At 52.5% G+C, this 24,683-nt stretch carries 23 protein-coding genes; 11 read left to right on the forward strand and 12 right to left on the reverse strand.

What is annotated here, in order from left to right:
- Positions 1 to 88 precede the first annotated feature (88 nt).
- Complete coding sequence (locus ACR0CA_RS17895) at positions 89 to 400, forward strand: DMT family transporter (RefSeq protein ID WP_170769621.1); 312 nt, start codon at positions 89 to 91, stop codon at positions 398 to 400.
- 3 nt (positions 401 to 403) lie between these two features.
- Here the strand turns inward: ACR0CA_RS17895 and tpiA are convergent, their stop codons facing one another.
- Complete coding sequence (gene tpiA / locus ACR0CA_RS17900; RefSeq protein ID WP_480900489.1) at positions 404 to 1,153, reverse strand: triose-phosphate isomerase; 750 nt, start codon at positions 1,151 to 1,153, stop codon at positions 404 to 406.
- Between the two features lie 122 nt (positions 1,154 to 1,275).
- On the opposite strand from tpiA, the gene ACR0CA_RS17905 reads away from it, so the two are divergent.
- Positions 1,276 to 2,190, forward strand: coding sequence for an isopenicillin N synthase family dioxygenase (locus tag ACR0CA_RS17905; RefSeq protein WP_480900492.1), 915 nt, complete (start codon positions 1,276 to 1,278; stop codon positions 2,188 to 2,190).
- Here ACR0CA_RS17905 and ACR0CA_RS17910 read toward each other — a convergent pair.
- The gene (locus ACR0CA_RS17910; protein WP_170786598.1) at positions 2,187 to 2,552 is read right to left on the reverse strand and encodes a HesB/IscA family protein; all 366 of its coding nucleotides are present in this window, start codon (positions 2,550 to 2,552) and stop codon (positions 2,187 to 2,189) included. The genes ACR0CA_RS17905 and ACR0CA_RS17910 overlap by 4 nt on opposite strands.
- 190 nt (positions 2,553 to 2,742) lie before the next feature.
- On the opposite strand from ACR0CA_RS17910, the gene ACR0CA_RS17915 reads away from it, so the two are divergent.
- A complete protein-coding gene (locus ACR0CA_RS17915; protein WP_480900494.1) occupies positions 2,743 to 3,072 on the forward strand; it encodes a hypothetical protein in 330 nt (109 codons plus the stop codon).
- Positions 3,073 to 3,125: 53 nt separating this feature from the next.
- On the opposite strand, the gene ACR0CA_RS17920 is transcribed toward ACR0CA_RS17915, so the two are convergent.
- The 3 genes from ACR0CA_RS17920 to ACR0CA_RS17930 form a co-directional block, all read right to left on the reverse strand.
- Positions 3,126 to 3,488 (reverse strand): SUF system Fe-S cluster assembly protein, encoded by a 363-nt coding sequence (locus ACR0CA_RS17920; protein WP_480873652.1) that lies wholly within the window; start codon positions 3,486 to 3,488, stop codon positions 3,126 to 3,128.
- Between the two features lie 94 nt (positions 3,489 to 3,582).
- Positions 3,583 to 3,861, reverse strand: a complete 279-nt coding sequence (locus ACR0CA_RS17925; protein ID WP_480900496.1) for an NfeD family protein — start codon at positions 3,859 to 3,861, stop codon at positions 3,583 to 3,585.
- Positions 3,861 to 4,748 (reverse strand): SPFH domain-containing protein, encoded by an 888-nt coding sequence (locus ACR0CA_RS17930; protein ID WP_170786600.1) that lies wholly within the window; start codon positions 4,746 to 4,748, stop codon positions 3,861 to 3,863. Before ACR0CA_RS17930 ends, ACR0CA_RS17925 begins: the two co-directional genes overlap by 1 nt.
- 178 nt (positions 4,749 to 4,926) lie before the next feature.
- Here ACR0CA_RS17930 and ACR0CA_RS17935 point away from each other — a divergent pair, with 178 nt between their 5' ends.
- Positions 4,927 to 5,838, forward strand: a complete 912-nt coding sequence (locus ACR0CA_RS17935) for a nucleoside hydrolase (RefSeq protein ID WP_480504394.1) — start codon at positions 4,927 to 4,929, stop codon at positions 5,836 to 5,838.
- A gap of 63 nt (positions 5,839 to 5,901) precedes the next feature.
- The gene (gene tgt / locus ACR0CA_RS17940; RefSeq protein WP_480900499.1) at positions 5,902 to 7,032 is read left to right on the forward strand and encodes a tRNA guanosine(34) transglycosylase Tgt; all 1,131 of its coding nucleotides are present in this window, start codon (positions 5,902 to 5,904) and stop codon (positions 7,030 to 7,032) included.
- Positions 7,033 to 7,055: 23 nt separating this feature from the next.
- On the opposite strand, the gene ACR0CA_RS17945 is transcribed toward tgt, so the two are convergent.
- Positions 7,056 to 8,213, reverse strand: a complete 1,158-nt coding sequence (locus ACR0CA_RS17945) for a sugar-transfer associated ATP-grasp domain-containing protein (RefSeq protein WP_480900501.1) — start codon at positions 8,211 to 8,213, stop codon at positions 7,056 to 7,058.
- A gap of 333 nt (positions 8,214 to 8,546) precedes the next feature.
- Between ACR0CA_RS17945 and lon the strand changes: the two genes are divergently transcribed.
- The 3 genes from lon (at position 8,547) to ACR0CA_RS17960 (ending at position 13,994) form a co-directional block, all read left to right on the forward strand.
- Complete coding sequence (gene lon / locus ACR0CA_RS17950) at positions 8,547 to 10,955, forward strand: endopeptidase La (protein ID WP_480900503.1); 2,409 nt, start codon at positions 8,547 to 8,549, stop codon at positions 10,953 to 10,955.
- Between the two features lie 886 nt (positions 10,956 to 11,841).
- The gene (locus tag ACR0CA_RS17955) at positions 11,842 to 13,011 is read left to right on the forward strand and encodes a hypothetical protein (protein WP_480900505.1); all 1,170 of its coding nucleotides are present in this window, start codon (positions 11,842 to 11,844) and stop codon (positions 13,009 to 13,011) included.
- Between the two features lie 437 nt (positions 13,012 to 13,448).
- Positions 13,449 to 13,994, forward strand: coding sequence for a hypothetical protein (locus ACR0CA_RS17960; RefSeq protein ID WP_170751013.1), 546 nt, complete (start codon positions 13,449 to 13,451; stop codon positions 13,992 to 13,994).
- A 230-nt stretch (positions 13,995 to 14,224) separates the two neighbouring features.
- Here the strand turns inward: ACR0CA_RS17960 and ACR0CA_RS17965 are convergent, their stop codons facing one another.
- The 6 genes from ACR0CA_RS17965 to ACR0CA_RS17990 form a co-directional block, all read right to left on the reverse strand.
- Positions 14,225 to 16,009, reverse strand: a complete 1,785-nt coding sequence (locus ACR0CA_RS17965; RefSeq protein ID WP_170751015.1) for a Na/Pi cotransporter family protein — start codon at positions 16,007 to 16,009, stop codon at positions 14,225 to 14,227.
- 328 nt (positions 16,010 to 16,337) lie between these two features.
- Positions 16,338 to 17,777 carry an arylsulfatase gene (locus tag ACR0CA_RS17970; protein ID WP_170354048.1) on the reverse strand — a complete coding sequence of 480 codons (1,440 nt, stop codon included), beginning with the start codon at positions 17,775 to 17,777 and terminating at the stop codon, positions 16,338 to 16,340.
- Between the two features lie 43 nt (positions 17,778 to 17,820).
- A complete protein-coding gene (locus ACR0CA_RS17975) occupies positions 17,821 to 18,642 on the reverse strand; it encodes a hypothetical protein (protein ID WP_170354049.1) in 822 nt (273 codons plus the stop codon).
- Between the two features lie 283 nt (positions 18,643 to 18,925).
- Positions 18,926 to 19,789: an alpha/beta hydrolase gene (locus ACR0CA_RS17980; RefSeq protein WP_414478960.1), complete on the reverse strand. Its 864-nt coding sequence runs from the start codon at positions 19,787 to 19,789 to the stop codon at positions 18,926 to 18,928.
- A gap of 315 nt (positions 19,790 to 20,104) precedes the next feature.
- Positions 20,105 to 21,136 carry an AraC family transcriptional regulator gene (locus ACR0CA_RS17985; RefSeq protein ID WP_480900508.1) on the reverse strand — a complete coding sequence of 344 codons (1,032 nt, stop codon included), beginning with the start codon at positions 21,134 to 21,136 and terminating at the stop codon, positions 20,105 to 20,107.
- 47 nt (positions 21,137 to 21,183) lie between these two features.
- Positions 21,184 to 21,354, reverse strand: a complete 171-nt coding sequence (locus ACR0CA_RS17990) for a hypothetical protein (RefSeq protein ID WP_170751020.1) — start codon at positions 21,352 to 21,354, stop codon at positions 21,184 to 21,186.
- A 249-nt stretch (positions 21,355 to 21,603) separates the two neighbouring features.
- On the opposite strand from ACR0CA_RS17990, the gene ACR0CA_RS17995 reads away from it, so the two are divergent.
- From ACR0CA_RS17995 to ACR0CA_RS18005, 3 genes are all read left to right on the forward strand, one after another.
- A complete protein-coding gene (locus tag ACR0CA_RS17995) occupies positions 21,604 to 22,899 on the forward strand; it encodes an MFS transporter (protein ID WP_170354052.1) in 1,296 nt (431 codons plus the stop codon).
- 184 nt (positions 22,900 to 23,083) lie between these two features.
- On the forward strand, positions 23,084 to 23,593 hold the full coding sequence (locus ACR0CA_RS18000) for a hypothetical protein (RefSeq protein WP_170354053.1): 510 nt from the start codon (positions 23,084 to 23,086) through the stop codon (positions 23,591 to 23,593).
- 318 nt (positions 23,594 to 23,911) lie between these two features.
- Positions 23,912 to 24,463, forward strand: coding sequence for a recombinase family protein (locus tag ACR0CA_RS18005; RefSeq protein ID WP_170751026.1), 552 nt, complete (start codon positions 23,912 to 23,914; stop codon positions 24,461 to 24,463).
- Positions 24,464 to 24,683 lie beyond the last annotated feature (220 nt).

The raw sequence follows: 24,683 nt of genomic DNA on the forward strand, positions 1-24,683 counted from the left end.
GCGGGTCATGCCCATCTGGAGGGCAGAGGACGACCTCACCACTTTGGTTGATCATTCGGGACGACCCGAACGGATATGAGGTGCCTCTATGCCCTGGATTTTTCTGCTATTCGCCGGTTTGTTGGAAATCGTCTGGGCCGTTGCGATGAAGCAATCGGTTGGTTTCACCCGGCTTTGGCCGACCGCGCTGATGGGCGTGTCGATGATCGGGTCTTTTGGCTTGCTGGCACTGGCTATGCGGGATTTGCCACTCGGCACGGCCTATACGATCTGGACCGGGATCGGTGCGGTTGGAGCGTTCATGATCGGCGTCATGTTTCTAGGCGAGGCCCTGACAGCCCCGCGCTTGATTGCAGCGGCCCTGATTGTGGCCGGTTTGGTAACTATGAAACTGGCGTGACGCTCAGGCGTTTTGCAGCGCGTCGATGATGCCCGCGAAATCCTGCGCTTTCAGGCTGGCCCCGCCGACTAATGCCCCGTCCACGTTGGACACCGCAAAGATGTCTGCGGCATTGCCGGGTTTGACCGACCCGCCATAAAGTAGCCTGACCGAGCGGCCCACGCCCTCGCCAAACCGACGTTCCAGACGGGTGCGGATAAAGTCGTGGACCTCTCCGATTTCATCGAGGGTGGGGACCTTGCCCGTGCCGATGGCCCAGATGGGTTCATAGGCGACGATCAAGTTCTCACCGGTTGACTGGTCCGGGATCGAGCCCGACATCTGACCGCCGATGATATCCAGCGTGTTGGCTGCTTCGCGCTGTTCCAGGCTTTCACCGACACAGATGATGGCTTTCAACCCAGCGTCCATGGCAGCACGGGCCTTAGCACGGATGTCTTCATTTTGCTCGCCGTGATCCTCGCGCCGTTCAGAGTGGCCCAGAATGACCGCGGACGCCCCGGCATCGAGCAGCATTCCGGCGCTGATATCACCGGTATGGGCGCCAGAGGTGTTTGCATGGCAATCCTGACCGCCAACCTGAATATCTGTGGCCTCCACGGTGCTGGCCGCGCGGTGCAGCAGGGTTGCGGGCGGGCAGATCAGCACATCGACCGTGGGGGACGGATACATGCGGGCGAGGGTGCTCAACTCCTCTAGCTCGGCCGACATTCCGTTCATTTTCCAGTTACCAGCCGCCAGCTTGCGCCGCATCGCACACACTCCCACAAGAATTGTTGTTTGTGTTTCGGATAACACCCGCCGGGGGTCGTGACAATTCCGGTTGCAGACCATCGCAGAAATCGACAGAACTCGCGCGAGCGAATGAGGCAGAGATGATCGACACACTGGATCTTGCGAAATTGGACGCCCGTGATGTGGCGGAACTGGCCAGATTGCGGCGCGCCGTTAGCGACGTTGGGTTTCTGCGCGTCTCCAACACTGGATTAGACAAGGCGAGGATCGAAGCCGTCCTAGCCGCTTACAAAGCGTTTTTCCACCTGCCCGAGGCGCAAAAAAGCCGCGTCGACATGGCAAAGACCGGGGCAAATCGAGGCTGGGGTGCGCCGCATTCCGAACAAGTCGATCCCGATGCGAATCCGGACTACAAAGAGGTGTTCGATTGCGGTTTCGATCTGCCCGAGGACAGTGCCTATGCCGACCGGGGCCTGAGCGTTTACGCCCCTAACCAATGGCCCGACGCGCCGTCTGGTTTTCAGCACATGATTCAAGGCTACTATGGTGACGCTTGTGCCGTTGCGATGCGTATCTTGCGAGCGATTGCCGTTGCTTTGGGCCGCGACGCGGGCAGCTTTGATGTGGCGTTTGACACGCCGATGGCTTTGCTGCGCGGCAACTTCTACCCTCAGCGTCCCGTTTGGGCGGGGGCGCGTGATTTCGGGATCGGCGCGCACACGGATTATGGCTGCCTGACCTTGCTGGCGACCGACGGCACTCCGGGACTTGAGGCACAATTGCCGGATGGAAGTTGGGCCGAGGTCCAAGCCGACCCCGGCACCTTCGTGATCAACTTCGGGGAAATGCTGGAGTTCTGGACCGCAGGGCAGGTCAAAGCGACCATGCACAGGGTCGTCGGAGGAGCGGATGAACGGGTTTCGGTGCCGCTGTTTTTTAACCCGTCCTATGACACCAACGTTGCGCCACCTGAGTCGGACCAAGTGATTTCAGCCGGAGAACACCTGACCCGGCGGTTCAACGAGACGTACGTCCACCTGAAAACGGCGTCCTAATTCTGCGCTGACAGGGTTTCGTCGAACTTGATCGACTCGCCGCAGCCGCAGGCATCGACCACGTTGGGGTTGCGGAATTTGAAACCGGATTCCAGTAACGAGACTTCATAGTCGATTTCGGTCCCGAACAGGAACATTTGCGCCATTGGGGCGATCATCACCCGTGCGCCATCCTGTTCGACCACCTCATCATTGGTGTCGGCCTCATCCACGTAATCCATGGTGTATTCCATGCCTGCGCAGCCACCTTTCTTGACGCCAATGCGCAGTCCCGCGTGCCCGCCCGATTCCATCAGGCGTACAATTTGGGCCGCAGCCTTTGGGGTCATGGTCACGGCCTGTTTGCCGGGAATGCCAAACATTTTCGTCTCCGTCGTCGCGCGTTGTTAATAACTTAGTCCTCTGGTGGGGCAGTCTCAAGACATAGCAGACGTGCTTACCTAAGTTTTCCACTCAGGTAGGCACACATGCAACCTACGCTTGCCTAACGCCGCGCCTTCGTCCTAGCCTTGCACGCAGTTGAGCAGAGAACATTGCAGGTAGGATAACAGGATGAATTCTTCGCTAAAACTTAGTGGAATAAAAGCAGTGCCGTTAATTGCCCTCGCGGCGTTTGCTGGTGCTGCTGCGGCTCAAACCGATGAAAAGCGGCATTCGGTGAATTGCGCCACTGCGCCAGGGGATTTGCGCGCCATCGCGGCTGAGAGAAAACACGCTCAAGATCAACAGGTTGCAAGCGTTGTTTCAATCCTTCCAGCCGGTGCGTTGCTGGGCCTGATCACGGGGACCGAGAAGAAACATCTGTCGATGCTCTCCGGTGATTACGTCAAAGCGCTGGACGCGCGGGCGGAGGAAATCAAAACCACCTGTGGTATCAAATAAAAAAAAACCGCCCCGGTGATTGAGGGCGGTTTAGCCATCGACAGCTGGTTTGCTTACATGAAGCCCAGTTCCAGACGGGCCTCGTCGGACATCATCTCCATGCCCCAGGGCGGTTCCCATGTCAGTTCTACGTCCACTTCCTTGACGCCGGCCACCGGTTCGACAGCTTCGACAATCCAGCCAGGCATTTCGCCCGCGACAGGGCAGCCCGGCGCGGTCAGGGTCATGATGACCTTGACGGCGTTTTCGGCCGTGATGTCAATGGTGTAGATCAGGCCCAGATCATAGATATTGACCGGAATCTCAGGGTCATAGACGGAACGGCACGCCTCGACCACCGCTTCATACAAGGGGTGCTCAATCGTGGAAGGCGCAATCAGCGGGGTGCCTTCGAACTGTTCACTCGGGTGGGTCATTCGTGCCTCGGGTCTGTTTCCTGAGCTTTTATATAGGGAAAGCCACGGGCAGCGTCCAGTGGTGCCGTGGCGCCCTTATCGGGCGCCGAGCGATTCATTCGTTTATATCGTGCCGGAAGGTCTTCACCTGACCATGGGGCAGGGCGAACATACGCCGCAACACCAGCCACGCCGCCAGTGACAAAGCTGCAAAGATCAGCAGCAAAACCGGCAGCGGCGGGGCAACACCGGGGATGACCAGCAACAGCCCAGTGATCGCCGCGCCGATTGCGAAGCCCAGAAAGATGAATCCCGGCAGCACAATCTCGAGGATGCCGAGGGCCAAAGCCCCCGCCAACCAAATCCACCATGTCAACCAGAACGGATCGGCCATTACCGGCCTCCTTTCAACATCTTGAAGGCATCGCCAAATGCCTCGAGCGCATTCGCGGGCACTACGATGGTTTGCGAGCCATTGCCTGCGCCAAGTGCGTTCAGGGCCTCGACCTGTTTCAATGCGACCTGATACTGAGCGGCCTCGATCCCGTTATCCTGAATGGCCTTGGCGACCACGCCCGTTGCGTAGGCTTCGGCCTCGGCCTGAATACGGCGGGCTTTGGCGGTTTGTTCAGCCGCATAAAGCTCGGCATCGGCGTTCAGTTCAACGGCGCGTTTCTGACCCTCGGCCTCAGTGACCTGCGCGCGACGGGCGCGTTCGGCGTTCAGCTGCTGCAACATTGCGTCGCGGGTGGCCTGATCCAGGTTAACGTCCAGAATCTCGGCCCGAGTCACCTCGATACCCCAATCATCCACGGCGGTTTCCACGCTTTCCTGAATACGGGTAATCAGCTGTGCACGGTTCGACTGCACCTCATCCAGGTCCATTTTGCCGATCTCGGCGCGGACGATACCGGCCACGGTGGTGGCAATCGCGCCATCGACGTCACGGATACGATAGACCGTCTTTTCCGGTTCAAGAATGCGGTAAAAGACCGAGGTGTCGATCTGCACCAATACGTTGTCCTTGGTGATCGCGTCCTGAGTCGCATTGGGCAACTGACGCTCCAGAATGGATATCTTGTGGCGCGCAACGTCCAGAAACGGAACGATAAAGTTGATCCCCGGCCCAAGGACCGAATGCAGGCGCCCGAACCGTTCAATCACGAATTTCTCGGATTGAGGCACAATCTTTATGCCTTTGAAAATGACGACGACGATCAGCGCCGCGCCCAGCAGGAAAATGATGTTGGATGAAATCAATCCAATAATCTGTTCTTCCATATAACTGTCCTCTCGGTATTGTGTACTATAGTATACATTTGGGGATTGACTCGCCCAATTTCAACTCAGCTATCCCGAGAAGGGGCGCGGAATCAAATCATTGAATAAGCTGATAAGGGGGGCGGAGGCCTGTCTGTGACCACTTTGCATCCCTTGCCGATTGCGCTATCGGGCAAACATGAAACTGATTATAGACACTGACCCCGGCATTGATGACGCAATGGCCATCGCCTATGCTGCTGCTGCCCCCGAGATTGAGCTGATTGGCCTGACCACGGTTTTCGGCAACACCCATGTGCATCAATCCAGCCGGAACGCGCGGTTTTTGTTAGATAAACTGGGCATAAACGCCCCGGTCGCAGAAGGCGCACCCGTGGCGCAGGGGGCGGACACACATGCGCCGTCTGAGCATGTTCATGGGCCTGAGGGGTTTGGAGATGTCACCGACATCCCTCAGATCGGGAGCAATCACAGCCTGTCCGCTGCCGAATACCTGGTTGAAATGGCCCGCGTGCATAAGGGCGAACTGGTGGTCTGCGCCGTCGGTCCCTTAACTAATATCGCCGCTGCACTGCGTCTGGACCCGGAATTTGCCCAGAACATCGCCCGCTTGGTCATCATGGGCGGTGCTGTTTATTGCCCTGGTAACATTACCCCGCATGCCGAGGCGAATATCTACCATGACCCTCTTGCCGCCGATGAGGTTTTTGCCAACCCTCCTACGACGGTGGTTGTTGGCTTGGATGTGACGCTCAGGACCCTCTACGAAGGGGCCGATTTTGACGGCCTCGCGGAACAATCCGCAGATATGGGTGGGTTCCTGCGCGATATCTCGAAGTTTTATCTGAAGTTCTACAAGGATGTTGGTGGGCTTGAGGGTTGCGGGCTGCACGATTCGACAGCTGTGATCGCCTGTACCCATGCGGACATGTTCACAATGGTGGAAACCGGGTTGCAGGTTGTTGCGGACGGCCCCGAGATTGGCCTGACCCGCCCTGATCCTTCGCGTCCCGTCGTGCACGTGTGCTGCGATGTCGACGGGGCAGGGGTGGTCGATCTCTTTACCCAACGGGTCGCTTCATTGCCCTGACGGGTTGCAAAGGACGGGCAGATCGGGCAAATCCTGCCCGGTTCAGCGACCCCGAGGCCCCCTATGACCGAACGTTTTTCTTTTGACCTGAAAGCCACCGACGGAAAGGCGAGAGCCGGCGTGATCCGCACACCGCGCGGCGAGGTTCGGACGCCCGCTTTTATGCCTGTCGGAACGGCGGCGACGGTCAAGGCGATGATGCCCGAAAGCGTGGGCGCAACCGGGGCCGATATCCTGTTGGGCAACACCTATCACTTGATGCTGCGCCCGACGGCAGAGCGGATTGACCGTCTGGGTGGTTTGCACAAGTTTATGAACTGGGAACGTCCGATCCTGACAGACTCGGGTGGGTTTCAGGTTATGTCCCTGGCCGGGCTTCGAAAACTGACCGAAAAGGGCGTGACCTTCAAATCGCATATCGACGGCTCCAAGAATGAGCTGACGCCAGAGCGGTCAATGGAAATCCAGCGCCTGCTGGGTTCGGATATCGTTATGTGTTTCGACGAATGCCCGGCCTTACCCGCGGACCGGGACCGGATTGCTGAATCGATGCGACTGTCGATGCGATGGGCGCGCAGGTCGCGCGATGCGTTCGGCGACCGACCGGGCCACGCTTTGTTTGGTATTCAGCAAGGTGGACTAGAACACGATTTCCGCGAAGAATCCGCCGAAGCCTTAAAAGAGATCGGGTTCGAAGGCTATGCGGTCGGCGGACTGGCCGTCGGCGAAGGCCAAGAGGCCATGTTCAGCGTTCTGGATTTCGCGCCTGATATGCTGCCCACCGACAAGCCACGCTATCTGATGGGAGTGGGCAAGCCCGACGACATCGTAGGCGCCGTTGCGCGCGGCATCGACATGATGGATTGTGTTTTGCCTTCGCGTTCAGGGCGCACAGGGCAGGTTTTCACCCGCTATGGCGTGGTCAACATAAAAAACGCCCGCCATGCGGATGACCCGCGCCCGCTGGATGAGCAGTGTACCTGTCCGGCCTGTTCCAACTACTCCCGCGCCTATTTGCACCATGTATTCCGCGCGAACGAGATGATCTCGGGGATGCTGCTGACCTGGCACAACCTGCACTATTTTCAGGAAATCATGCAGGGAATGCGCGGCGCGATTGCGGCGGGAACCTTTGAGGCATGGCAAAATCAATTCCATGCCCAACGCGCACAGGGCGATATCGAACCGATGTGAAATAAGCGGTTTAGGTCGTTTGTCTATCGCCGAAACGGCCAAAACTTCTTCTTTGGCTGTTCGTTGAAGTCCCAACCAAAACCTTCGAAAAACTCTCTAACTTCGGAAGTCAACATTCCACGCCCACTGGCGTACTGAGGTAGATCGAACCCACCACCATAGTTCAGTTCGACGACGACCGGCCCACTTTCAGTTATCGAAATATCCGTTGACTGGTAGCGTATAGGTGCAAAGGTTCTGGCCGCGCGCTCATTAGCTTCTACCAATTCGCGCCAGAATGGAAGTTGCAAACCCATCAGTCCTTTGATTTCTGGGTGATCGTCCAGAAATTCTACTTCCTTGTCCGCGCGCCGCGCCACCGTTTCTATTTTTCCAGTTTCTAAATTGACTGAACACGCAATGTTCCCAGGTCTCCAGAATGCGTCCGCAATGTTGTCTCCTTGAGGAAGCTTAATGATCGCCATAGGGCAATAGACGTCGTTTTCTCGCACAAGGTTGACCATGCGAACTGTAGCGAGAGCCGATGCAAATTGTGAAATGTCAGGATGATTTTGAAGGAGAGACTGCAGCACATAAGAGTTATCGCCGACGATCTCGGCTAAGAATGCTTCGTATGAAACCGGGTCGCGTCCTTCGCACATGATGGTTGTTTCATTTGCATCCTTTATCAAAAATGCACCAAAGCTCACCATGCCTTCGGTGATCTTACCGAACAGTCCTGATCCAAGGTTCTCAAGTAGAACATCCCGCAACTGCTCTGCCGTTGCTATCGTCTTAAGCCCCGGGTATATTCTGTTGGATTTATCTAAGACAGCCAAAGTTTTAGGAACTGGAACACCAGCGGCCTCAAGCAGAGTGTAGGCTACAACTTTGTCTTCAGCGGCGGCACTCCACCCATTGTGGTTACACTTGTGGGTAATAGGCCAATGAAGGTCATTCGAGATAAAGGTCGCGCGTTCTGATTCGGAGTAGCGATCAATGTGGTGAAGGCCATTTCGCACATACTCGACCATGTTCAATCGCCCTGGTGCCTTTAACATTTTGTTGAAGTCGAGTTGAGTTTTTACAACTGATCTTCCCGAGCTCTTCGCAGCATAGGACAAAAGTTCCACATAATCGGAGTCGCGAACCTCTAGATAATGCTTATAGTCGTCCGCTGCCGCAGAATTTCTTTCTTTCATGCTCATGCCAGAATGTCTCATTATTGAAGTGTCGGAGTCGCGTACCACGATAAATTGTTTTCCGAGGAATTTGAGAGAATTCAAAAAAAGTTGTCTAGCTGTTGTTTGAAGCCCACGATGAGGCACTGCAACGTACTTGCACCAATCGATGAAACTGTTCCGAATGCGTTTTTCTAGCCTTGTAGTGGTATAGTCTTCAGGCCATTGTACTAGACGCAAAGGTAAGGTTGAAAAGAGGGGGCTATAACCCCACCTTAACCATCCAAACAGGAGATGGCCGAGTGTTGCCTGACACAGGGACCGGAGCCGTCTTGCCAATGATAAGGATAGAGCATGCAAGAGCCTCTGAATTCCTCGTACCCAGTACTGCCGTTGCGCGACATCGTGGTGTTTCCACATATGATCGTGCCGCTGTTCGTGGGACGGGAAAAATCCGTCCGCGCGCTGGAAGAAGTGATGCAGGACGACAAGCAGATTCTGCTGTCCAGCCAGATTGATCCGGGTGAGGACGATCCCGCAATCGACGGGATTTACCGGTCGGGCGTACTGGCAAATGTGCTGCAACTGCTGAAACTGCCCGATGGCACTGTCAAAGTGCTGGTCGAAGGGCAGGCGCGCGTGCAGATCACCGATTTTCTGGAAAATGACGATTTTTTCGAGGCCCGCGCTGAATATCTGACCGAAATTCCGGGCGACGTGACGACGACCGAGGCGCTGCTGCGCACCGTCGCAGATGAGTTCGAGCGTTACGCCAAAGTCCGCAAGAACATCCCCGAAGAAGCGCTGACCGCCGTTGGTGAAACCACCGAACCTGCCAAGCTGGCCGACCTGGTTTCGGGCCATCTTGGCATCGAGGTTGAGCAAAAGCAGGAACTGCTTGAGACGCTCTCGGTTAGTGAGCGGCTGGAAAAGGTCTATGGCCTCATGCAGGGCGAGATGTCGGTTCTGCAGGTCGAGAAAAAGATCAAGACCCGCGTCAAATCCCAGATGGAGAAGACGCAGCGCGAGTACTACCTGAATGAGCAAATGAAGGCCATTCAGAAGGAACTTGGCGATGGTGAGGACGGCGGCAACGAAGTTGCTGAACTGGAAGAGAAAATCGCCGAGACCAAGCTGTCGAAAGAAGCGCGCGAAAAGGCCGAGGGTGAGCTGAAGAAGCTCAAGAATATGTCACCCATGTCGGCCGAGGCCACCGTTGTGCGCAACTATCTGGACTGGATTCTGTCGCTGCCGTGGGGCACCAAATCCCGCGTCAAAAAGGATCTGGGCCGTGCCCAGGACATTTTGGATGCCGATCACTATGGGCTTGAGACGGTCAAGGAACGGATCGTCGAGTATCTGGCGGTTCAACAGCGCTCGAAAAAGCTGAAAGGCCCGATCCTGTGCCTTGTCGGCCCTCCGGGTGTGGGTAAAACCTCGCTGGGTAAGTCGGTTGCCAAAGCCACGGGGCGCGAGTTCATTCGCATCTCGTTGGGTGGCGTGCGTGACGAATCTGAGATCCGCGGCCACCGTCGGACCTATATCGGTTCGATGCCCGGCAAGATCATCCAGTCGCTGAAAAAGGCAAAGACCACGAACCCGCTGATTTTGCTCGATGAGATCGACAAGATGGGGCAGGATTTCCGTGGCGACCCGGCTTCGGCCATGCTTGAAGTGCTGGACCCGGAACAGAACAGTACGTTCATGGACCACTACTTGGAGGTCGAATATGACCTGTCCAACGTGATGTTTCTAACCACGTCGAACAGCTATAATATGCCCGGGCCTCTGCTGGACCGGATGGAGATCATCCCGCTGGCTGGCTATACCGAGGAAGAGAAATCCGAGATAGCCAAGCAGCACCTGATCAGCAAGCAGGTTAAAAACCATGGCCTCAAGGCCAAGGAATTTGAGCTGACCGATGATGCGCTGCAATCCATCATCCGCACCTATACCCGGGAAGCGGGCGTGCGGAACTTGGAACGAGAGATCGCCAAGGTTGCCCGGAAATCGCTGACCAAGATCATCAAGAAAGAGGCCGAGTCGGTCACGGTGACGCCCGACAATCTGGATGATTTCCTGGGCGTGCCCAAATACCGCTATGGCCTGGCTGAACAGGACGATCAGGTCGGTGTTGTGACTGGTCTGGCTTATACCTCGGTCGGGGGCGATCTGCTGCATATCGAAGCGCTGAAACTGCCCGGCAAGGGGCGGATGAAGACCACCGGTAAGCTGGGCGATGTGATGAAGGAATCCATCGACGCGGCATCGTCCTATGTGCGGTCAATCTCGCCTCAGATCGGGGTGAAGCCGACGAAATTCGACACGCTGGACATTCACGTCCACGTTCCGGATGGCGCAACGCCAAAGGATGGCCCTTCGGCCGGTCTGGCGATGGTGACTTCGATCGTGTCGGTGCTGACCGGTATTCCGGTTCGCAAGGATATCGCCATGACGGGCGAGGTTTCGCTGCGCGGCAACGCGATGCCGATCGGTGGGCTCAAGGAAAAACTGCTGGCGGCCCTGCGTGGTGGCATCAAGACTGTCCTGATCCCCGAGGAAAATGAAAAGGATCTGGCCGACATCCCGGATAACGTGAAGGAAGGGCTGGAGATCATCCCGGTCACGCATGTGTCCGAGGTTCTGAAGCAGGCGCTGATTAGCGAGCCTGAACCCATCGAATGGGACGAAGCAGCCGAGGAGGCCGCCGCCGCGGCTGCGAAAGCCGCGGAAAGTTCGGCAGCGTCTGCCAGAACGCACTGAGTTCGGATTGAATGATCAAAATGGGCGGGGTTTCAACCTCGCCCTTTTTCATGCGACTACCCAAAGAATTGGGACGCAAGGAACCACCAAGTTTTAGGGGAAAAATGGTGGGTGATAAGAGATTTGAACTCCTGACATCTTCGATATGTAATCGCCTATCAAGACCTAGTAGTTAGGGAAGCCCATACCCAATAACATCAAAGGGTTATGTCTGTCACAACTTGACCCTCCATACATCCAATACTAGATGTTGTGGTACATAAACCCACACAGGACAATTTGCCTTCCTTGAGATGAGTCAAAAGGAAAAAGGTCAGCGAAACCAAAACTCAACACCTCTTTTTTTGTGGAAAGCCGACACTGACTAGCGGACGTTTGGTTGCGAAGATGGTTGATGAAGATCAGCCTGAAACTGGTGTCCGCACACTTCTATCGTGATCTTCAACAAAGTTAGTTGGTAAGCCTTCAACATTTAGGACAGTCTCGCCCTCTCAACGACATGCACGCTAGTCGGGTGTACACAGCAATTGTGGTCTGATTGGCGTTGCTCGAGTAACGGCTATGGCATTCAGTTTTCCAGACGTTTGGTGCCTGAAAAAGTGTGTGTTCGGATATTGAGCCTATAAAGGAGGAAGTTTCCCTAAATCTTTCCTCTCTTTTTGAAACCGCCCAATACGGAAAATGTATGCGCAAAACAAACAACGACGTAACACGTCTACTTCGACACACATTCAACAAAGCCCGGTTTGCTTCGTTAGATCGGTCTACGGTAACCGAAGCATCGAAGAACTTTGTATCCGAGTTGATAAACCGAACTATTGCTTACGAAGCACAATACCACCCCCGAAAACGTGCCAGACGACAGAACGACTTGGACAACTTCAAATTGGCAGTTGGAGCGTTGGCTGCCGATCTAATCAAGCACAGCGCGAATGAGGCCGCCAAAGGCTACATGTATCGACCATCCGACAAAGACGAACTTGCACAGACCTTGGTGAGTAGTGATGCCTTTATCAAGCTTCGAACCTACTGGATGGGAATGGGGCTGATGGAAGAAACTGGCTTTGTGCATTTCCGAGCTTCGATTGACGACAGTGACCAAAACACAACGTACAAAAAAGCGCGGAGGTTCAGAGCCACACCAGCTCTGTTGGAACTGGCCCAGAGCTACCAACTCACAGCGGCCAACGTCACCGAGCACTTTGAACGCTGTCACAGTCACGCCAGTGTCTTGCAGGTACGCAGTACCAAAGACGGCGACTACAATTTCCCAAAAGGTGGCAAGCTCATCAAGCAGAGTGGCCCCAGATTTCAGGAGCGCAGAACCGAAGTAGAGACCCTGAACAGGTATCTCGCCCGTCACAAGTTTAACCTATCAGATCAACCAATGTTGCGACGTATCTTCAATTGCGGTGACCGGAAAGGGTTCGACTTCAATCTCGGGGGCCGTTTCTATTGTGCCTCTGACGACGATTGGATGCAGATGCCGAAGGAAAAACGGAAAGCCATTATGATTGATGGTGAACCAACGTGTGAAATTGATGTTTCTTCCAGTCAGCTATCCATTCTGTACGCAATCCAAGGTGAGACCCTCGCCTATGATCCCGATCCTTATCAGATCGACGGGATATCGAGAGAGGTCATAAAACGGATCATTGTCGCCTCTATCGGGCGGGGGAAACCCCCATCCCGCTGGCCGAGGTCTTTCAACGACGACTTCATTTCCGAACATGGCTACCACCCTAGGGATCGGTACAAGCTGAAGGACGTGGTTTCGTCGATCTTGGCCCGACACCCGGTTTTGTCCAGTCTCGAACCCGAAAAACTGGATTGGGCTATTTTGCAGTTTGAAGAAGCAGAGTGTTTTCTAAAAGCAATGCAGTGCCTCTATGAGTTGCAAGACATACCGTCCCTTCCGGTTCATGACAGTCTGATCGTGAAGCAACGGGATCATGAATTGGCGTCAACTGTGCTGAAGGATGAGTATAAAGAACGGTTGGGCTTCATCCCTCAAGTGAAGATGACCTTGGACAGTGGTTTTGCCATGGCCGCCTAAGGGCTATTTGAGGCTACCTTATGTAGTCCACTAGGTAAGGTACTTTATTGGGAGGGGGTACTATCCCCCTTATTGCAAGTCATCCGACACGTTGTCCTATAAGAAGTATCTTAGGCATTACTCTGAAGCGTAAGGACAGAAATGCTGTCACTGAGAACTTCGGGTTGCCTGAGCGTGTCTGGGACCTGAGCCCATCGGAATGACTAAAAAGCGGACGAAACTGACATCGCTTCAGCCGAACAAGCGTTCTCCGCCTAAGTGCTCTAGACTAATCGTTCGATATATGGCGCAATTCTGATGCTCAAGAACTTCGGTCTTTGGTGACACTGACTGACATACATCTTTGAAACTGCTAAGCGGTGTGACAACGTTTTGCTATACTGCAAAACTGTGTGCTACTTTGCAGGCTTCAACCATGAATTTTATTAGGAGAAGACATGCTAACTAAACTTCTTGTTTCTGCATTTTTCTTGATTATGCCTGCGTTCAGTTTTGCTCAAACAGCTGAGCGCAGCGTGACCATCGAAGCCGATGCGACAGTTAAGTCGGTTGACCCGGACACTCGGCTTATAGTGCTGCAAAACTCAGAGACAGGCGAAGAAGAGACCATTGTTGCAGGAGCGGAAGTCGTAAACTTCGACCAAATTGAAGAAGGCGACAAGGTCAAAGCGGTTTACACACTGGGGGTAGCTGCAAACATGGCATTCCCTGGCGAGGTCGACAGTATGGTTGAATTGGAAGGCCGGGCGGCAGAGGGATCAACACCGGGCGTAGCCGCTGGAACGATGGTCACGTTAATTCTGACTTTTGTTTCCTTCGACGCCGCGAATTCAATAGCCACTGTGACGGACAGCAGCGGCACAGAACAAATGATCGAGGTTGAAACAGAAGTTGGTCGTGAGTTTGTTGAGCAACTTAGCCAGGGAGACAGAGTAGCTCTGAGCTTCACGGAAGGTCTTGCTGTGGGAATTGTCGAAGAATAGGTGTCCGCAGCGCAGCCTCATCAGGCGTACGTCTTGAGATTGTTATATCGCCACCGTTGGAACAACTTGTCCAACCGCTTCAAGCGCCCCAACGAAGCCCACAGTTTTATCGTTGTGGCCGTTGTGGGGGCACGTTTGGTACAGTCGTTCCATGCGGAAATATGCAAAACAAGAATTCGTGTGGACAACAAATAACTTCGCCGCATTGCCGAAATTGACCTATTAACCAATTATGCCGCCTCTGCGGCGATTTCGACTGGTAACTGTGTCTTCGCGACCCGTTTTGTCAGTGTGTACATGTGGCGCAACTGCTCAATAAAAGTCATCAGTAGTCGAACACGCTCCAAGTACCGGGGTTCGTCGATGTTTAGTCGCTTGGCGTGCCTTTCGAATAGCTGGTCGGAAAGGGTTCTAATATCGTCTTTGAGCAAGAGCACTTCTTGGGCAGAGCGTTCGTCACTATTCCCCACAGCCTGGACTGCGAGTTCAAGACTTTCTCTCACACAAGTCCAAAGACCCTGCACCATATCTCGCGTTGTTTCACTACTTTCGGAAAAATCGCCATCGATGAAGATTTTGAGCAACCCAACCATATCCGCCTCAACGATGTCAGCTGCGCTCTCGATATTCATAATCGCGGCGACAAGTTGCTGATGGGTATCGCTCTCGCTTTCCGTGAGTGAATTTTGTCGTATTCGACCAAGATACTTCATGATTTCTGAACTTAGAATGTCCACTTCGTCGTCACGCTTTGCGACCGCATCCAACGCTCCTCTTTCGTAGCGTTGAGCCCCTTCACCCAACGCGTCCATCATTTCCAAGGCGATATGTCCGGCCCGCTCAATCTCTCTTCTGGCGTTTTCAAGTGCGATCGTGGGCGCTTCCAGCGCCGCGTCATCGAGGAATTCGGACTTAATGATTTTATCCATTGGCTCAGGTCGATCTGGGACCAGTCTTTCCGCGAGGCGCGCGAAGGCCGTTGTGAAACCAATAAATATCATAGTGTTGAGGACATTGAACATGGTGTTGGCATTTGCGATCTGCCGAGGAACCTCCGCCGCAAGTTTGTCTTTTCCAACCAGACCTTCCGCAGCGGCGGGCGAAACACTTACGGCTATGTCCGCAAGAATGCTCAGAAACGGAAGCCAAATTATGACGCCTGCAATATTGAACAAGACATGGACAACAGATGCGCGAACCGCTTCGACTGGCTTGCCAAGTGCCGCAAGCAAAGCGGTGACACAGGTCCCGATATTGGCTCCTAAGGCCAAAACTATCCCGGCCTGAAGAGACAGCAAACCTTCGCTTGCCATCGCAATTGCAATACCAACAGTGGCAGCGGAGGATTGAACCAACCCAGTGAATAGTGCTCCCGCCAGAATGCCAAAAAGCGGACGTTCCATGCTAGCAAGGATTTCCAGAAAGGGTTCATAGCTGCGCAAAGGCTTCATACCCTCACTCATCAGACCCATTCCGTAGAACACCAAACCGAGGCCCATTATCATCATACCCATGTATTTGGGGCGCTCATTTTTGCTGCCAAAAGTCATAAAAAAACCTAGTGCAACTGCAATAAGGGAATACGTAGAGAGGTTGAAAGCCAGCAGCTGCGCCGTGACAGTGCTGCCGATATTTGCTCCCATGATTACGCCGACGGATTGCGCCAATGTCATGACACCGGCGGTAACAAACCCCACGACCAACACTGTCGTAACAGAAGAAGAATTCAGTACACCGGTAACAAATGCACCGGTGGCGGCGCCCGTGAATCGATTCACTGTCAACTTCTGAAGAACATCGCGCAGGGTGTTTCCTGCGGCCTTTTTCAAGCCCTCAGACAAAAGATCCAATCCAGCTAAAAAGAGCGCCAAGCCGCCAAAAAGTCCCATCCCCAATTGGAGCCAATCTACTTGCTGCTCTGTTGTTTCTGTGGGCTGTGCATAGGCTGCATTGAAACTCAAGAAAGCGAAACTGATAAAAAGATATGGCAGCAAACGAACTATCGTTTTCGGCATGGGTCACCCTCCCGTTTTCATCCGAACTGCATAGACAGGATTTAAAGTTAGCAAACTGAAGCTGGATACCTTTCTCGCCTGCTTTCCGAATCCATAAACAACAGATTGGTCCTTGGTAGATAAAGTTGCAGGAATTCGGTCAGATTCCGAATAAACGTCGGCAGTCTGACGCAATATGCGTTTTGGACCTACTTTGTTCCAGACACGTCGACGGATTAAGTAATTTCCGCGCATTGCGAACAGCTTAGCAGACCTTCAAGCGAAGCAGAATCGCGCGGCATCAAGGGAACGAAGAGTTTGTGAAGAAAGTTCAACAGAACACATTTGCTTATTCAGCGGGGATGTATGGATCCTTAGTGCCAGGCTTAATTGGAGGCTCTTTTTGAAGTGAGATTGCGTGCTGAGTAAGTTGTTTCAGAGCTGCCTGCGGTACCCAAGTCTCAGGAAACAAGACATTCTGTGTCTCACCGGGGTCTTTATAGAGATTGTAGATCCGCGGCACGCCGTAACTTACGGTACCTGTCAGAATGTTCTGCTGCTCTTTGAGGTGTACTTTCCAGTTCCGCCATTTCACGCCCCAAACGTCGTTACCCATATAAACAATTACGCCTTCCCGATTTGATTTCTCCTTATTTCCAAGGAAAAACTCGGTCTGGTCGATACCATCTATTATCCGGTCGTCTGGAACTGAGCCGCTCGCTATATTGGCGAATGTGGGGAATAAATCCATTTCATGAATAATTTCGTCACTGGTTACACCAGCCGGAATTTTGCCTGGCCAACGCACTGCGAACGGCACTCTCAAGCTGCCCTCGAACCCGGTGAATAGCGAGCCGCGCCAAGGACCTGCATTGCCCGGTATGAAATATTCAACGGAGGGAGTATTTGATCCTTCAGGCAAGATTTCAGGACCATTGTCGGCCGTGAAAATAAAGATCGTGTTGTCTCGTATTCCGAGATCGTCAATCGCGTCTAATAGCATACCATTGTAAGCATCGATCTGTGCCAGCACATCTGCAAATCTACCGTTGCCGGTAGAGCCCGCAAAATCCGGATGGGGAATGAGGGGGTAGTGTGTCATTGTGTAAGGCAGGTAGAGGAAAAAAGGCGTTTCAGATGCGGCGTGACGAGCCATAAAGTCGATCGCGCGCCTAGTTAACTCACCGTCGATCAATGCCCGCTGCTCAAGATCATAGTCCAAAACCTGCTGCGGTGTTGAACCTCGAATGCCTTCATAAATGTGGGTTCCGGCAACACCGCTTTCGGAAAACCCATCAAGGATGGACCAAGGTGTTTCGTCGCTTGAGTTTGGGATTCCGTACCACTCCTCAAAACCCTGATCAGTAGGAAATCGACCTTCTGTATGACCAAGGTGCCACTTGCCGAACATGCCAGTTGCATACCCCGCATCAGACAGCATTTCGGCCATGGTAACTTCCCACTGCACCAAGCCATATACGCCCCCTCCTAAAGGGATTGTACCATTGCCGGTCCGAACAGCGTAGCGACCGGTCATTATCGCTGCGCGTGATGGTGTGCATTGAGACTCGACGTTGAAGTTTGTGAGTCTCAAACCTTCAGCAGCCAATTGGTCTAGACGTGGAGTCGCTGCACCACGCGTTATTCCGCCGCCATTAAATCCAGGCTCGCCCCAACCGAAGTTGTCCATGAACACCAAAACAATGTTGGGTTTCTCGGACGCGTAAGCCGCCGTGCCGAACAGAGTCGTGACTGCAACTGCAAATGCTATGAATGTTCGACCCATCATCTTGCTCTCCAAAACGAAATTTGAGTAATGCAGGGGCTCAGGATCAGAATATATATTTGACCCCGCCCTCGAAGTTCCAATCCAGTGGTTCGTCTGGTCCCAAGCCGACACCAGGGCGGCCGTAAAGAGTGACGCCGGATTTCCACGTGTATCCAACCTCCGCATCGAAAACACCGCCCTGGGTATCGTTTTCCCAATCCACAATGTATTGAGGATTCAAGAGCATATAGAGCTGCTGCTCAGGCCATTGCTTTAGGAAAAAGACATCAAATCGGGTCTCATTGACATCGTCGCCGACGTTTGATCCCACATTAAAAGCATGCTGTATGCCGGGGAAGAGCCCGGAACTCTTAATGCCGAACGGATTGAAGAACGCGTAAAATAACTGCGGACCCAATACAACGTCATCGTCGCCGAGGATGTCCTCTGACGCGGTGGGCAACCATACCTCTAATCCGTATGCGAAAGCTTGCCGAGTCTCGGGATTCAGATAGGGAACGGTCAAGACGCGAAAGTTGATATCCCCAAGGCCCGCCTCATCAAAAAAAAAGCCGGGGCCAGTAACATCAACTGATCGATGAGGAATTTTTATCCGAAACTGCCATTTACCTTTGGCGAACGGCGTTCGGTATTCAAACGTAGTAACGTTTCCCGTGTTTCCGCCTCCTAAATCTTGATATTCATGATAAAGGCGGACGTCTTTCTGAAAATTAATCGGGTTTGTTCCGGTTTTGTCATCTTTAGAACGGAATTTTTCGTCGGAAGCTTGTTCTGCTTCTGAAGCTTCTTGTGCCAGAGCAGGATTGATTGTCTGCAATGCGGTTAGGCAAACAGAAAACGCTAGGGACAAAAAATAATATTTCATGACGCACTCCGAATTCCATTGGGTTCGCCACTTTCTGAAGTGGCGATCAGGAAGACTTGTAGCGGTTACGCTACTATCCTTGGTCTTAGGAAGTCGTTGCCATTTCACGACAAAATTTGCGGCACTACCAATGCAGCTTTCGCGGTTTCACATGCTAAAGTGAAGAAAACTGGCCACGCAAATTGAATATTGAGTCAAACTCTGTGGAAAGGACTACAGGCATACTCAGAAGTGAAAATGAGAAAGCTAGCGAAACAGCTTATTGAACCGCGGCAATTGGGGATCATCTTCGCGGTTCTTGGATAAGCAGAGACGGAAGGCTCACAGCCTCGCTGCCTGCGACCTCTCCGAGAGAATTAGTCTCCTTCAAGCCTCGGCCAATAAGTTGAACAACCTTAGGCGACTCAGCAAATTTTCCGTGGCTCTTCGTTCCAACGTCGTCGACTTCGCTGAGATCAATTACTGAAACACCAAGGTCTTCCAATTGCTCAATGTTTGCTTGCCCAAGTCGTGTTTGTCGTCCAGCAATTAAGCTTGAAAGCTTCAACGCGTAGTCGGCCTTCGAAGTAAGGATGTATACGTCATCTACGACTTCGGGGATCAATTGCAATTGAGCACGAAACAGGTCGAGATCGATGTCCGGTGAAGCCAGAATAATGTTCTTCAGTCGGTTCTTACGATCAAAATGGCCAGTTGTCGTTGCGTAGACAATGCCTTCCATTATGGCAAAGCTGCCCATGGACCATGCTAAGATATCAACCCTGTTCGCATTGCTGCGCGTCAGCAAATCTGCGGCAGTCACCATTTGAACTCTAGATTGAAGTGCACTGTTAAGGTCGTAAACATATCGTGTGGCGCTAGCGTAAGATGCCCAGGAAAAAAGTACCGGAACGCCTTCGAAACCTGAGTCTTGCACGAATTGGGTTAACCTAAGTGTCGCGTCGCTCAGGGTCATATTATACCCGTGTACGAAACCTAAGATCGTTCGATCTTCTGGAGATCTTCTTTCCAATTCTCTATTCATACTTGATAGGAACTTACCGTCGGTTTCATACACCACAGGTTCAATTACAGTGAAGTTCTTGCGCGGGTCTGGTGGATTTGTTTTCGATCTCTCTATCTTTGAGGTCGTGTGGTTAGGGGGCACGGTTACAACGACTGACGAAAGGCCGAGTTGCCCTGATCGTTGACGAGAATATAGTTCAGCTTCAACGCCACTTCGAGCTCTGGATGTCATGATGAAAACTTTATGGCTTGTTATACCCGGCACCTGGGATGGCGACACATCCGGATTTTCAATGCCAATAAGATCCGGCGGACGCGTACAACTTAGTAGTGCAAGGCACAAAACTAGGGAGAACAATGCTTGCCGAAGTATGCCCATCAAAAAGCGCGCTCCCTGTTAGTAAATGAGACCTCCACATTCGGTCAGGAAAGTTCCGCAAGATTTTGCAAGCTGGGTCTACATCAATCGTGCTGACGCGGTTATTTCAGATCTGTATTTGCTTGGTGAAACTTCGAATACTCGTGTAAACGCGCGTGTGAAATGTGAAGTGGCGGAGTAACCAAGCTCGTTGCCAATGATCGCCACTGTCGCCTCACTTCCTCGTAAAAGCTCACATGCCCTTTGCATTCGAACTCGCTCCAATAAATCTCGGAATCCGATACCGTGTGCCTCAAGCCTACGTTGCAAGGTGCGAGGGCCCATTGCCAAAGCGCGGGCGGTTTCCTCAAGACCGCTCTTTCCATCCGGCAAGTGTATCTTGATCAGGTGAGCGACCGACCCAATAAAATCTAGCGGCAAATCTTCACCCAAATGCTTTAGGTCGGCGAGGGAAACCAGTGCATCGCCATTGGAGGCTTGAATGGCCCGTGCTTCTTCGAATTGATCCCGGTCCAAAACGAACGCAAAGCTGTCCGAATAAAAATGCACAGGCGCTTCGAATGTATCTTCATAGTCTTGCTCCCAAGGTCCACTTGAACACGCTAATTTTATGCTCTTCGGGCACCATTCAGGACCAAGATAGGCTCGAATAACGGCCTCAAGAATACGCAGGGTCATATCACCTGCTTGGCGAAAACCAACAATAGACTGGAAAAGGTTCTGATAACCTATAGTGCACTCATTTTCTGAGTACTGTACTGAGATTTCACTCCCACTTTCGTAATACGGTAGCCCGGTTTTAAACTTAGCGATCGCACCTTTCAGCGTTTTTGCGGAAAGGACAAAATCTGCCATTGCACCGTATTCGCTCAGTTCTATTCCTTCAGTAGCCTTAAGGCCAAAAGATCGAATGCCTGTTACTTCAGCGGCGTTTCGGTACAGCCCGATAATGTCTTTCATGGGGATGACAGCGTCACGGTCGTCCAAAATTTCGTAAGGAAGAATCTGCCGATCTAACGTGCGGCGCAGCGCTTCTTCTCCACCCCAAGCTAGAATTAACTCAGGTAGCCCATTTAAATCGCTAACGCGCCCAAACGTCATTTCACTCATAACTAAATATCATGGCTGCGGGAGCCTTATGTCAACTTGGCGTAGATTCAGCGCTTTCCTCTAGCTTCGAGACGGAACGCCGCCGCGCTGTGAGAAAACACGCGGCTTGATGACCATTGCAAAGCAAAGTTTTGCAATCGATCAAGCCATTGCCGGGATTTTGTCGTGAAATGGTAACGCCGTTCCTCAGAAAGATAGAGCAAGCGAAACTTGATCATCATAACATCGGCATGAGGCTACGATCTACCATTCCAGAAGCGGTGGACGGCGACAAAGCGTATTTGCTCAATGGTTGGATTACTCAGTCCAGCCCGAGCGATTGCAATAGGTTTCCTCCGGTTTGAGAGAAACTGGTCGAATGAGACACTTGTGGCTGGCTTGGAAAGCAATCCCAGCAAGTGAGCCTCCTCGCAAGCCAATGCAAAAGCAAGCGACGTTGGAGTAGTTATGTATTTAGGGAAAGAAAAGTGAACGCCCAAATTCTGTCACTACGCGCACTATTTGTTTCTGTTGGTGCGATACAGTTAGCAACAGCAGCCCTGGGAACGCTAGTCGCTCTTCAAATCGCGTCGATTGGAGGAACTCAAGAAGCCGCTTCGATTGTCGCTGCAGCTTATTCGCTTGGGTTTATGGTTGGCTGTTTTTACATCGCTAAGCCGCTAGCTCGGATTGGGCACATCCGGGCCTTCACGGCGGCCGCTGCGATTTGCACGCTTTTCACTCTAATTCTGTCGAGTACCCAAGAACCAGTCATAATGGTGTTTGTTCGGTTCATCACCGGGCTCGCGACGGCAGGTCTATACGCTATCGGCGATGCTTGGATCAATGACACTGCCGGACCTGAAAACCGAGGACGCATACTCGCAGTTTACGCAATCGTTCTCGGCATCGTGTCGGTTCTGAGCCAAGGGATTGTCATTAACCAATCAGCCGAGCTTTCAGAAGCCTTTGTTCTTGTCTCGATGTTCTATTGCTTCGCAATTGTCGTGCTTGCAACAACGCGGACCAATCCTGCGAGTCCCGGAGGAACAGCGAATATTAGGATTAGCGAAGTCTTCAGAGAGTCGCCCACAGCGTTCGTCGGCGCTTTTATAAACGGTCTTCTAGTCACTGTTATGTTAACAGTTGTTCCGTTTCGTGCCAGCGTGCTGGGGCTCGATCCCAGGACAATTGCTATTGGAATTGGATTGGCCTACGCGGGCCGCATTTTTTTCCAGTTCCCGCTCGGAAAAGCCTCTGACGAAATGGACCGTCGGATTTTGATTGCTGGCGTCTCTGTATTAACCGCTATGATACTGTTACTGTTCGTTGTTTTGGGCAAGGGCGACGCCGCGGCTGCCAAGGGCGACTATGGTATAGGGTGGCAGCTTTTTGGGTTTGCTTTGGTTTTCCTCTTGGGTGGCTTGCTTCTCCCAACCTATTCGTTGCTAGTCGCGCATGGAATGGATCGAACTGTGCCGGTCTACGTTCCTTCTGCAGCAGTAACGCTACTCTTCGTTTGGACGCTCGGCGGTGTGACGGGGCCTGTTCTTGCAGCAATTGTGAGTAAGTTATTTGGCGATGGAAACATATTCTTGATGTGCTTGGTCATCGCGCTCACGTTCTCACTGTTTGTCGTTTGGCGTAGGAATCGCCGCGATAGTGTACCGCAAGCTGCTCGAGCTACTCATGTGCCCGGTACCGCGACAAGCGTTGAGATGACGCCTGAGCAAAAGCGAGTACCGGTTTCTGCCACGATTTTGGGGGCAGAAGAGGAACTATGATACTTATTAGCTTCGCGAGCTTCAGCTTTGTTTCGGATAGGCGAGTGTGTCGGGTGCCGCTTGGTATCACATTGCGAAGTAGCCAAGATGAGGCCTTACACCCGCAGATACAAGCATCATCACGCGGTCACAATCCGATAAGAAAATTTTTGAAATGCAATTCACGTTAAGTGTTGGGAACTCATTGAGTGAGGAAAAAATGCGCAATAAAACAAAAGCTTCTGTATTTTATCTGTGCGTAGGTTTATTTGTAGGTTGGATGGTGTATCAACCTACGGCTCAGTCTTTCGCCCAAACCGCAAGCAGGAAATGTCCAGAAAACCCCGACAAATCAGGAACCTTCACATTGGAAGGCCAAAAGAGAGGAATATTCGTCGCTTTTAGACAGGGAGAAGGCGTCCTTACTCTCAACAACGGTCAGCAGGTTGAGTTTACAGTAAGAGGGTTGAAGTTCGGCGAAACGGGATCGAGCACCGTACGAATAAAGGGAGATGTATACGGGCTGCAGTCCTTGGAAGACTTCGTTGGACACTATGAAGGAGTCGCTGGTGGCTTCTTGCCGATGATAGAACGAAAAGACGTACAAGTGGTGAATTCTAACTGTGTGACTCTAGTTGCTAAAGTCGTTGAATCGGGATTGCGCTACTCTCTTGAAGCCGGACAGAGTTTTTTAATTGAATTCCCTGAAGAATGAGAAATGGATTTGAGTACAAATATTTACAATCGTCCTTCGTGAGATGGTCGACTTCCAAACAACAACAATAACAACACTTAAAACCCCCGATTTTTGAAGTCGCTTTCTGAAAACCCCCGCCCCCTCATTATTCGGATATGAATTCTGTCTGGCCAACTGCCCAGCGCTATACGGCTTGCTGGCCTCTGCCGATAAACCATGCCCATGTGTCAGCTTCAGAGCGTGGCGCAAATGTCTGTCCATGGAGTCGGTCTCGACTTTTGGCAGACACCCTGCCGCAACTTCTAAAACATCATTGGCAAACAAGGAGACCATCACATGATGATCGGATATGCTCGCACGTCGACACTGGAACAGAAAGCATCCCTAGAGGCTCAGAGAGAGTCACTGAGGGGCGTTGGGTGCGAGAAGGTGTACGAGGAACAGATAAGCTCTGTGGCCCTCAGAGAGTCCCTCAACGCCGCTATGGAGTTCTGCCGGGAAGGTGACGTTCTGGTAGTGACCAAACTGGACAGACTGGCCCGGTCTGTGAAGCATCTCGGGGAAATTGTGGACGACCTAGAAGCAAGGAATATTGGCCTTTGGGTGCTGAACCTAGGCTTGGATACGTCAAATGCCACCGGGAAACTGATGCTGAATGTTCTGGGTTCCGTGGCTCAGTTTGAACGGGAGATGATGCTGGAACGTCAACGGGAAGGCATCGCCAAGGCAAAGGCCGAAGGCAAGTACAAGGGAAGAAAGCCCACTGCCAGAGCTAAGGCAACGGACATTGAGCAGTTGCTTTCTGAGGGGCTTAGCAAACGGGCGATAGCCAGACACCTGAACATCTCCGAAAGGTCAGTCTATCGAGTCGTGACGTCGCTGTCCTGACACCTCACCACCTCAATCAGATCACTTAAAAAAACAATCGTCGTACGAGCCGCTTTGGATAATTCTGAGCGGCTTTTTTGTACGCCCAGCGCAAGAAAGACCAACTCATGAAACTGTACAAACGCAATGGTTCTTCATTCTGGTGGTATTCGTTCACCGTTGATGGAAAGCAATACCGGGGTTCAACAAAGCGGTTATCCAACGACAAAAAGGGGGCAAA

This window comes from Ruegeria sp. F12, from assembly GCF_056533885.1.